The 12,307-nt window shown below is 49.8% G+C and carries 5 protein-coding genes; all 5 read left to right on the top strand.

Translation table 11 applies throughout. The annotated features are described in order from the left end of the window. Positions 1-113: 113 nt before the first annotated feature. The 5 genes from ACYVF1_RS06265 (at position 114) to ACYVF1_RS06245 (ending at position 12,202) form a co-directional block, all read left to right on the top strand. Positions 114-3,095: a SusC/RagA family TonB-linked outer membrane protein gene (locus tag ACYVF1_RS06265; protein ID WP_461076695.1), complete on the top strand. Its 2,982-nt coding sequence runs from the start codon at positions 114-116 to the stop codon at positions 3,093-3,095. A gap of 26 nt (positions 3,096-3,121) precedes the next feature. Beyond that, on the top strand, positions 3,122-4,519 hold the full coding sequence (locus ACYVF1_RS06260) for a RagB/SusD family nutrient uptake outer membrane protein (RefSeq protein WP_461076693.1): 1,398 nt from the start codon (positions 3,122-3,124) through the stop codon (positions 4,517-4,519). A 151-nt stretch (positions 4,520-4,670) separates the two neighbouring features. After that, the gene (locus ACYVF1_RS06255; RefSeq protein ID WP_461076691.1) at positions 4,671-7,979 is read left to right on the top strand and encodes a S41 family peptidase; all 3,309 of its coding nucleotides are present in this window, start codon (positions 4,671-4,673) and stop codon (positions 7,977-7,979) included. A 67-nt stretch (positions 7,980-8,046) separates the two neighbouring features. Next, positions 8,047-9,642, top strand: a complete 1,596-nt coding sequence (locus ACYVF1_RS06250) for an amidase (protein WP_461076689.1) — start codon at positions 8,047-8,049, stop codon at positions 9,640-9,642. A 64-nt stretch (positions 9,643-9,706) separates the two neighbouring features. Next, on the top strand, positions 9,707-12,202 hold the full coding sequence (locus ACYVF1_RS06245) for a zinc-dependent metalloprotease (protein ID WP_461076687.1): 2,496 nt from the start codon (positions 9,707-9,709) through the stop codon (positions 12,200-12,202). Positions 12,203-12,307: the final 105 nt, after the last annotated feature.

The raw sequence follows: 12,307 nt of genomic DNA, 5'->3' as shown, positions 1-12,307 counted from the left end.
CCTTTTCTGCAAAAAAGACATAATGTTATTTCGATTTCTTTCTTAATCACCAACTTTATCTATACACTTTCCTCATGACTAAAAAATTACTCTCAGGGTGTGTACTCATACTTTTGAGTATAACTACTCTACTTGCTCAGGAACGGACCGTAACAGGCCGAATTAAGTCATCAGAAGACGGTAGCGCGTTACCCGGAGCCACCGTCACGGTAAAAGGAACCACGCGAGGAGCTACCACTGACGCGACGGGTAAATATTCGATCTCTGTACCGGTTTCGGGCAAAACAACACTGGTTTTTTCGTCGATTGCATTCACTTCGCAAGAGGTTGTATTAGGCGCCCGCTCGGTAGTTGATGTAGAGCTGGTAGAAGCAGTTGGGATGTTAAGTGAGGTTGCGGTAGTAGCTTACGGTACGCAGGACCGCCGGACTATTACAGGTGCACAGGCGTCGGTAAAAGGAGCCGATCTGACCAAAGCATCGTTGCCCACCTTGTCGGATATGTTGCAAGGCAAAGTAGCGGGTCTGCAAGCCGTATCGACTGGTCAGCCGGGGGCAAATACACAAATCCGGATTCGGGGCATTGGCTCAATCACGGCAGGCGCTGATCCGCTCTACGTAGTGGATGGCGTGCCGATCAACTCCGGCGATTTGTCACGAATCACTACTACGTCTAATGCACTGGCCGGTATCAACCCCAACGACATTGAGGACGTAACGGTGTTGAAAGATGCCGCTTCAGCATCCATTTACGGTTCAAGAGCGGCTAACGGCGTTATTCTGATTACCACAAAACGGGGTAAATCGGGCCCGACGCGTTTTCAGGTAAATGCCGAAACCGGCTATACCGACGCAGTGATTCCAGATAAAGCCCAACCATTGAACAAAGAGCAGTACATTAACCTGACCCGCGAGGGCCTGATTAACTCCAACAATTACACACAAGCACAGATTGACCAGATATTAGTAAACAACGGAATCAATAACCCCGAAACCAACTGGTTCGATGAGGTAACTCGGCGGGGAAGCCAACAGCAGTATAATATTTCGGCTTCGGGCGGCAACAACAAAACCACGTTTAATATCTCAGGCGGGTACTACCGGCAGTTAGCAACAACCATTGGGTCAAATTTCAAACGCTACACTGCCAATCTTAATCTACAGCATAATGCCAGTGAAAAACTGTCGTTCCGGCTGGGCATGAACATCGGTTCGGTGTATCAGAATACACCCTCAAACTCCAGCTTTTTTGCCAACCCGATCTACGCAGCGTTTTTGCTACGTCCCACCCAAAATCCGTACAATGCCGACGGAAGCATCAATCTGTCGCTTACCGATTTTCCAAACGGTGGGGTTTACAACGCTATTGCGGAGGCTAACCTAAACCGGCGCGATTACCAGAACGTGCGGGGAATAGGTACGGCGCGGGTCGAATATCGTCCACTTAAGAACCTGACGCTGAGTAGCCAGTACGGTATCGATTTTTCAATGCTTGAAGAATACCGGTATCGCGATCCGAATTTTGGTGACGGTTACACAGCCAAAGGGTCGGCCAACGCTTACTATACCCGCTATTTCAACTGGACGTGGACGAACCTGGCCGAATACCGGTTTAATCTGAACAGCGCACAGGATTTTTATGCCGATTTGAAAGTCGGATACGAAGCCCAAAAATCGAACGGCTATTTTATTTCAGCAACCGGTACTACGTTCCCCAACTCGCCCGATCTAACATCGTTGGTAGTTGCAGCAACGCCGACATTGGCCAGCCAGACAGGCACTGATTATTCCTTTACATCGCTGATTTCGAACGTAGTATTTGATTACAAGAAGAAGTACAACCTGTCAGGAAGTTTCCGTCGCGATGGCTCGTCAAGATTCGGAATCAATAACCGGTACGGTAATTTTTATTCAGTTGGTGCATCCTGGAATATCAACGAAGAAGCTTTCTTTCCGAAAACCAATACGTTGTCGGCGCTTAAACTTCGGGCCTCGTACGGCGTAAACGGAAACGCGGCTATCGCTAACTACCAGTGGCAGGCTACTTATGGCTTTGGCAACAATTATAACCAGGCTCCTGGCAGCATTCCAAACAACGTAGGAAACGCCGATTTGACCTGGGAATTGAACAAGCCATTCAACGTTGGTATCGACGCCAGCCTGCTGAGCAATCGGGTTAACGTAACGGTCGATTACTACAATCGGACCACCAGCCAGTTGCTGCTGAACGTACCACTTTCACGTACGTCGGGCTTCAGCACCATTCTGGATAACGTGGGTTCGATGGTCAACAAAGGTTGGGAATTTAGTGTCAGTGCGAATCCCGTACAAGGCGCTTTTTCCTGGAATATAAACGCGAACGCAGCGATCAACAAAAACCAGATCACGCAGTTGTATGCCGGTCAGGATATTCTGGATGGTCAGTTTATCCGCCGGGAAGGTCTTGATTTTCAGTCGTACTACATGCGCGAATGGGCTGGCGTTGACCCGCAAAACGGAAATCCGCTCTGGTACAAAAACACAACCGCTGCTGATGGAAGCCTTGACCGTAGCACAACGACTAATTACAACGAAGCGCAACGTATCATTTACAAGAGCGCATCACCCAAACTGATTGGCGGATTCGGTACTACGTTATCGTTCAAAGGCATCACGCTTGACGCTCAGTTCAGCTATAATTTCGGCAATTACATCCGCGATGGCTGGGTCAATTATTACTTCAGCGACGGCTTTAACCCGCAGTATAACAAGCAGGTACGTCAGCTTGACCGCTGGCAGAAGCCGGGCGATATTACCACCGTACCGAAATACGTCTATAACGGCAATAACGGGTCTTATCAGGCATCGACGCGTTTCCTGTACAAAGGTGATTTTATCCGATTACGCGCTGTTACGTTGTCTTATTCGCTTCCACAATCGATCATCAGCAAAGCCAAGCTGAATCAGGTGCAGCTCTACGTTCGGGGTACCAATCTGTTCCTGTTCACCTTCGATAAAGACATACCAACTGACCCCGAATTGTCGATCAATAGCCAGCAGGATCTGAATCCGTTCATCAGCAAAATTGTCAATGCGGGCATCAACATCGGCTTCTAATCACCTTCATCATCGCATCTAACATCATGAAAAATATTAAAATCAATCTTCTGCTTCTGGGCAGCCTCGTTTGGCTTGGCAGTTGTCAGAGCAGTTTCCTCGATTTAAAACCTTACGATAGTCTGCCGGTCAACAGCGCCTTAACCAACGAAAACGACATGGGCTCGGCGGTTAACGGGATGTATTCGGGGCTTCGCAGTTCGTTTCTATATGGCCGCACAGTTCCGTTCGTTGGCGATCTACTGGCCGACAATGTCTATATTTCTTCTTCTAATTCAGGACGTTACATTACTCAGAACACGTATCAGATCAATGCTCAGAACGGCGACTTACTAAGTACCTGGACGCAGGCGTATGCGGTTATTCTACGTGCCAACAACATCATCAATGCTACGTTAACCGGGAAAGCAACCATCAGCCAGTTTAAAGGGGAAGCGCTGACGATCCGGGCACTGATGAACTGGGAAATGGTCAGGATGTTCGCCAAACCATATGCCGCTGATCAGAATGGTCCGGGTATCCCGCTGGTGATGACGTATGACGTAAATCTGCGTCCGGCACGTAATACGGTGAAAGAGGTCTATGCACAAATCCAGAAAGACCTTACCGACGCTTTGCCTTTGCTGACGATCACCAAAAATTCCTCCTACGTAACGAAGTACGTAGCGCGAGCATTACAGGCCAAAGTGTATCTGTATCAAGGAGATTACGCCAATGCGTTAACAGCGGCTCAGGACGTCATCACGAACGGAGGTTATATGCTCACGACAGCCGCCAACCTAAACGCGTACTGGAGTAACCCTACACCGGTAACGACAAAAGTAGAAACCATTTTTGAGGTATCGGCCGATGGGGTGAACAACGCGGGTTTCGATGCGCTGGCCAACATGTATAGCCAAAGCGGCTACGGTGATGGATTGGCTACTAACGACTTATACAATCTCTACACCGACACTGACGCCCGTAAAACCCTGATTGTTAAAGGAAAACGTGCTGGCGTTGACGCATTAATTGTGAATAAGTACCAGAATGTTCAGAATACCAGCGAGAAAGACGACATCAAAATACTCCGGTACGCAGATATCCTTCTTATTGCGGCTGAAGCGTCGGCACGTACTGGAAAGGCTACTGAAGCATTGGCTTTGTTAAATCAGGTTGCCCAGCGTCGTGACCCATCGTACAAAGGTTATAGCTCATCAGGAGATGCGCTGATCAATGACATCATCACGGAACGTCGGAAGGAACTGGCTTTCGAAGGCGACCGATTCAACGACCTCAACCGCTTGAATTTCGACCTGAAACGTAATGATCAGTACCCTGCCTCGGCCCGCTCGATTCCAGCAACTGATGCAAGACGGATAGCGCCCATTCCGCAGTCGGAGCTGGATGCAAACCCATCTATCAAGCAGAATAGCGGCTATTAGTCTATCCTATTGAATCAGTGATTGATACATTGTAATTCATTTAGTAAGTTGTGTGCCTAACGCAGTTTGCTTAACTTGATTGACTACGTATCACTCACTGATTTTACTCATTTATCAGCATCAACCTACTACGTAACAAACCCTCCTCTTTATGCATACGTTTAAACACGTAACATTTTTGGCCCACGTGTTTCTGCTTGGTTTTGGCAGTTCACAAGTCCTTCAGGCACAATCGAGTACACCAACGCCTAAATTTGCTTTTGCCGAACCCGCCCTCTCACCCGATGGAACTGAAATTGCTTTCGTTTCGGGAGGAGATATCTGGACCGTACCTGTCGCAGGTGGCGACGCCCATTTACTGGTAGCCCAAACCGACAACGAATCCCGCCCGCTTTATTCACCCGATGGTAAATACCTGGCTTTCAGCTCAACGCGTTCGGGCAACGGCGATATTTATTTACTGACGCTGGAAACAGGAGCGCTACGTCGGCTGACCTACGATGATGGTGGCGATAATCTCACCGCCTGGTCGAACGATAGCAAAATGGTGTATTTTCAGTCGACCAGCCGGGACATTTCGGGAATGAACGACATTTATCGTGTGCTCATCACTGGCGGAACACCCATGCCCGTTACCGCCGACCGGTACGCCAGTGAATTCTTTGGCACTCCCTCGCCCGACGGCACTACGCTGGCGTTTTCGGCACGAGGCATTGCTGCGGCCCAGTGGTGGCGCAAAGGCAGCAGTCACCTCGACCAATCGGAGATCTGGACATACAAAATCGGCACAAAAAAAGGCGACAAGCCTGCTTATGAACGTCTAACTGAAGGTGGCGCTAAAGAGCTATGGCCCATGTGGAGCCCCGATGGACAGACAATTTACTACATGTCGGACCGGAGCGGAAGCCAGAACTTATGGTCGAAGCCATTGAAAGGGCAGCCCGCTATGCTTACTACGTTCAAAGATGGCCGGGTCATCTGGCCGTCCATGAGTCATAATGGAAAAACAATCGTTTTCGAGCGGGATTTCCAGATTTGGAAATTCGACGTAGCAAGTAAACAAGCCACTCCAGTTTCCATTCGTCTGCGGGGAGCAGCGGCTGGTCCTGCGGTCGATCATGTGAAACTATCGTCGCAATTCCGGGATTTAGTGGTTTCGCCCGACGGTAAGAAAGTGGCGTTTACGGCTCACGGAGAAGTGTTTGCGGCCTCGGCCAAAGAAGGCGGTGACGCCGTTCGGGTAAGCAATAGCCCGGCGTTGGAATCACAATTGGTCTGGACGCCCAATAGCCGGATGTTGTTGTATATCAGCACACGTAACGGAGTCGCCAATCTTTATCAATACGATTTTTCAACCCAGGCCGAAACCCGCCTGACCGATTCTCAGCAGGACGACGGTGCTCCGGTTGTCTCGCCTGATGGAAAAGAAGTGGCTTTTCTACGTAACGGTCAGGAATTACGGGTGATGGAGTTAAGCAGCAAGAAAGATCGGGTGCTTTATAAAGGGTATCTGGGACGGGGTGTGTTTGCCGGTCAGGGAACGGTAGCCTGGTCGCCAGATGGTAAGTGGCTGGCTTTTGCCGCTTATGGCACCAAAACGTTTCGCAACGTATGGGTCGTACCCGCAACTGGTGGTGAGAGCCAACCCGTTAGTTTTCTGGCCAATACGTTTGGCGGTAATGTCAACTGGAGCCCCGACGGGAAATACATTCTGTTCGGCACGAATCAACGCACCGAAATGGCGCAGGTAGCCCGCGTCGATCTGGTGCCGCGTTTGCCTAAATTCAAGGAAGATCAGTTTCGGGATTTGTTTAACGAGGAAGTGCCCAGAACCATGCGTCCGGCCACTACGCCTATTGCACCCTCTACTCCTGCTACGTCGGCAAAAGCCCCCTTACGCGACACTACAGCAACTGCTTCTACAAAAGCCAAACCGAGCGATAAAGAACCTACGAAAATTGTTTTTGATGGTATCCGTCAGCGACTCAGTCTTTTACCCGTTGGCATGGAAGTCGACGCGCAATCCATTAGTAAAGATGGAAAAACGTTGCTGCTGGTAGCCAGCGTAGCAGGTCGGCAAAATCTTTACACCTATTCGCTCGACGATTCGAATGGCGAACGTACCATTGCCCGACAACTGACCACGACGCCCGGCCAGAAAAGTAGTGTGCAGTTTACGGCCGATGGCAAAGAGGTATATTATCTGGAACAGGGCCGTATTCAATCGATTTCGCTGGAACGTCGTGAACCAAAGCCTGTTAACGTAACGGCAGAGATGGATGTCGATTTCTCGACCGAAAAAATACAGGTATTCCGGCAAGCGTGGGACGTTCAGAACAAAGGCTTTTACGATCCGGAATTTCATGGCGTAAACTGGGAAGACGTTCGCAAAACCTATGAGCCAATAGCCGCCAGCGCCCGCACTCCCGATGAATTGCGTCGAATGCTGAGCCTGATGGTAGGCGAATTGAACGCATCGCACTCGGGCGTTTCGGGGCCACAGGGTTCCATAGATATTACGACAGGCCGGCTGGGTCTGCGTTTCGACCGTATTACGTATGAAACAACGGGTAAACTGCTAATAACCGAAGTTGTAGCACTAAGCCCGACGGCCCTTTCGGGTACGGTTAAACCGGGCGATTATCTGCTATCAGTCGATGGAAAAACGATTGATAGCAGTACCAATCTGGAAGAATTGCTCAGTAACAAAATCAACCACCGCGTTACGTTAGCCGTGTCCTCAGCTCCTAACGCTACGTCCCGCGAAGTGAACGTACTGCCTGTCAATACGTCCACTGAAAAAGGGTTGCTGTATAAGCAATGGGTTCAGCAGCAGCGCGATTACGTTAACAAAGCCAGTGGCGGCCGTTTGGGTTACGTTCACATGTTCGATATGTCGGCCGAATCGCTGAATCAATTGTATATCGATCTGGACGCTGACAATCACGCTCGCGAAGGCGTTGTGGTTGACGTTAGAAATAACAACGGCGGGTTCGTCAATGCGTACGCCATTGATGTATTTGCCCGCAAAGGGTATATGACAATGACGTCGCGGGGACTCCCCTCCGCTCCTGCCCGAACGCAATTGGGCCAGCGAGCGCTGGAAAAACCAACGATTCTGGTTACCAACCAGCACTCACTTTCTGATGCTGAGGACTTTACGGAAGGCTACCGGACACTGAAACTCGGCAAGGTAGTGGGTGAGCCAACGGCTGGCTGGATTATCTACACATCGGCCGCCCAACTCATCGATGGTTCGTCAATACGGCTCCCTTTCTCACGGATTACAGATAACACCGGTAAAAACATGGAACTGGCACCCCGACCAGTCGACATTCCGGTATCGCGACCGATTGGTGAAAGCTACACCGACCAAAACACCCAACTGGACGTAGCCGTGAAAGAATTGGTTAAGCAACTGGACGACGCAAAACCGAACAAAATCAGCAGCGGAAAATAGATTTCGACCCCAGGACGTAGCGCTACGTCCTGGGGTTTTCGTGTTATTTCTGGTCAATTCACTACGTATGCGTTTTACTTCTACGCTTTCTTTAATCGGGCTATTTCTGCTAGTGTTTCTATCAGCTTACCGAGTAGACATTAGCGAATCACCTGACACTCATCAACAAACATTTTCATTACAGGAAGCAACTATTGGCACAATTCACCAGGCGCTACGTTCCCAAACCTGCACCTGTGAACAACTAGTATCGGCCTATCTGGAACGTATCGCGACGTATGATCAGCCTACAAAACTGAACGCCATTGTCGTCACAAATCCGGAAGCGATTGCCCGCGCCAAACAGCTTGACACGGAGTTTAAGCGAACCAAAACACTACGTCCTTTTCACTGCATCCCGGTCATCATAAAAGATAACTACCAGACAGCGGGTCTTCAGACGACGGCAGGCTCTGCCTTGTTTAAAGGATTTATCCCTTCGGAAGACGCGTATCAGGTAAAAAAACTGAAAGACGCCGGGGCCATTGTGCTGGCCAAATCAAACATGGCAGAGTGGGCGTTTAGTCCGATGGTTACGATCAGCTCTATTGCGGGCGAAACGTTGAATCCTTATAATCTGGCGCACGTACCAGCCGGTTCGAGTGGAGGAACGGCAGCCGCAGTGGCCGCTAATTTTGGCGTTATTGGTTTGGGCACCGATACGGGCAATTCCATCCGAGGGCCATCGTCGCACAATGCGCTGGTTGGTTTTCGCCCGACGCTTGGCCTGACCAGCCGACACGGAATTGTGCCGCTTTATTTACGGAACGATGTGGGTGGCCCAATGGCACGTAGCGTTGAAGATGCCGCCCGTTTGCTGGAGGTTATTGCGGGATACGATCCGGCGGATTCGCTGACGATGTATAGCAAAGGAAAAGTGCCTGCTACGTATCGTCAGTTTCTGGTGAAAGATGGGCTGAAGGGCGCACGTATTGGCGTGTTACGTACCCTTAGCGAACGCAATCCTGACCCGCAGATCAGCGCTTTGTTTAATCAGGCTATCAATGATCTCAAAAAAGCAGGTGCCGAAATCATTGACCCAGTCGTTGTTCCAGATTTTGATACGTTAAGTCGAAATCAATGGTGTTCTTTGTTTCAGTATGATATCAACCAGTATTTGAGTTCGTTAGGCAAAAAAGCGCCCGTTAAAAATCTGGAGCAGATTGTAGCGTCGGGCAAGTTTGCGCCCTACATCGAGAACAATTTAAAATATCATATCAAAAACGCCGTCAGTCCGGACGTAGCAGCCGGCCGCTGTAACGACGCCTATACCGATATAAAACGTATCAAATTCCGCAACGCCATTGTGGCAGTCATGGATCAGTACAAACTGGGCGCCATTATCTATCCAACCTGGAATCATCCGCCCGCCAAAGTTGGTGATTTCAAAGGCTACAAAGGCGATAATAGCCAGATTGTTGCTCCACACACAGGCCAGCCCGCCTTTACGATTCCGATGGGGTATACGTATGATAATCTACCCGCTGGTTTACAGTTTTTGGGTCGTCCCTTCGATGAGCCGACACTCATACGGTATACCTATGCCTACGAACAGGCCACACATCATCGTAAACCTCCAGCCAATTTTCCGGCGCTTACTACGTCAACCAACCGTGTGAAATAATACGTAACACCCATATCTAACTTGTTTTCCCGTAACTTGAACGGCAAATGCAAACCTGATTTTTATGAAAAAAACAGCATTTACACTTCTCTCTTTTTTACTAATTCCAATCTATCAACTTACCGCGCAGACCCCTACAGGTGGAGGGGGTGGATCAGCCACTCTTGCTACGTTCACAAACGGCATGGAGCGAAATCCCGGATTTTTTACATACTACTGGGACGCTAAAAAGGGTAAAATCTGGCTCGAGATCGACAAATTCGATACAGAGTTTTTGTTTTATCCGTCGCTGGCGCAGGGTGTGGGTTCCAATGATATCGGTCTTGACCGGGGTCGGTTGGGTCAGGAACATATCGTAAAGTTCCAACGTAGCGGCCCGAAAGTTCTGATGATTGAACCTAATTATTCATACCGCGCCATCAGCAACGACCCGCTGGAACGCCGGGCCGTTGAGCAATCGTTCGCGAAATCGGTTCACGCGGGTTTCGATATCGTGGCTGAGGAAGGAGGCAAAGTGCTGGTCGATTTAACGCCTTTCCTGATGCAGGATTTGGTGGGGGCAGCTCAGGCCATCTCCCGCACTAAACAGGGGTCATTCAAATTCGACGCGTCACGTAGTGCGATGTATCTGCCATCCACCAAAGCATTTCCACAAAACACTGAATTTGAAGCGGTTATTACGTTAACTGGCGAAAATCCGGGAGCATATTTGCGGGAAGTCGCCCCTACTGCAACAGCGATCACGGTCCATCAGCATTATTCGTTTGTGCAATTACCCGATAACAATTACAAACCGCGCGTTTTTGACCCACGTATCGGTTATGGCGGCATCGAATATTTCGATTACGCTACGCCCGTTAGTCAGCCAATTATGAAGCGGTACATTTCACGGCATCGGCTGGAAAAGAAAGACCCATCGGCAGCTGTTAGTGAGGCCGTTAAACCCATTATTTACTACGTTGACCCCGGCACGCCCGAACCCATCCGGTCGGCGCTGGTTGATGGTACGGCCTGGTGGAATCAGGCGTTTGAAGCGGCTGGTTTCAAAGATGCTTTTCAGGTAAAACTGCTTCCGCCCGATGCTGATCCGATGGACATTCGCTACAACCTTGTTCAGTGGGTGCATCGCTCCACGCGGGGCTGGAGCTACGGAGCCAGCGTCATTGATCCCCGTACCGGCGAGATTATCAAGGGAAAAGTAACGCTCGGTTCGCTACGTGTTCGTCAGGATTATTTGATTGCGCAGGGACTCATTGGCGATTTTGCCAGTGCAACGGCACCTGCGTCGGACCCGATGTTGCAAATGTCGATTGAGCGACTTCGGCAATTGGCGGCTCACGAAGTTGGACATACGCTCGGCTTACCCCATAATTACATTGCCAGTACACAGGGCGGAGGTGAGTTTGGGCGGGCTTCGGTAATGGATTATCCAACGATGGTAGCCAAAATAAAGGGAGCTAGTATTGATATCTCAGATGCCTACGCCAAGAATATCGGCATTTACGACAAGTGGAGCATTCGCTACGGTTATGAACAATTTCAAAATGGCACCGACGAAAAACAGGCACTCGACAAGATCGTTAATGACATGCATAAAACGGGCATTACGTTCCTGACCGACAAAGACGCCCGGCCCGAGGGTTCGGTTCACCCCGGTACGCATTTGTGGGACAATGGCAATAACGCCGTCGATGAATTGAAGCGCGTATCAGAAGTTCGACGTATCGCTCTTGCCAATTTCACGGCGAAGAAAATTCCGCTTGGCACGCCGATGGCTACGCTTGAAGAAGTGCTTGTGCCGATGTATATGTTTCACCGGTATCAGGTCGAAGCGGCTGCAAAAGTGGTGGCTGGACAAACGTATACCAACGCGCTACGTGGTGATGGACAACCCGTTACGTCGATTGTGCCTGTTCAGGAGCAGAAACGGGCACTGGATGCGCTTCTGACTACTATTGACCCGGCGTTTCTGGCGGTTCCGAAAGGTGTTTTAGCACTTATTCCGCCACACCCTTTCCGCTATGACCCTAATCCGAGGGAAGTTTTCAAACGTAGAACAGGCCTTTCTTTCGACCCAATGGCGGCTCCTGAAGCGGCTGCTGGTATGACTCTCCAGATGCTGATGAACCCTGAACGTATCAGCCGCCTTGTCGGGCAATCGGCACTTGACCCGGCTCAACTTAGCCTCGAAGGTATGCTCGACCAACTACTTGCTGCTACGTGGTATAAAGCAGATCCGGCAGACAGTTATCAGGCCGAAGTAAAGCGGCTGACAGACAAATTATTTTTGCAAAAACTGATCGATTTAAGTGGAAATCAGGACGTAACGTCGCAAGGAAGAGGGATTGCATTGCTGAAATTGAATCAACTGAAAAACAAGTTGACTTCTTCCCCTAATAACCCAAAATTGGCCGCGCACCATTTGTTCGCGCTTGACCAGATTCGCCGGGCTGAAGGAAACATAGCTGATGTGCGGCCATCGAATCCTCAAACGCCACCCGATGGAATGCCAATTGACACGGGCCAGGAATGGCTTGCACCCGAATGCGACTGGCGATAAGCTAATTTTTTCAGTTTGCGCTAGCAGTATTTTAATCGTTTTTTAACAACTTTGGGAAGCGTGCGGTCAACATTGGTCGCACGCTTTTTACTACGTACCACCTTG

Source organism: Spirosoma flavus (genome assembly GCF_054778555.1).
This window is presented reverse-complemented; position numbering and strand designations above follow the sequence as displayed.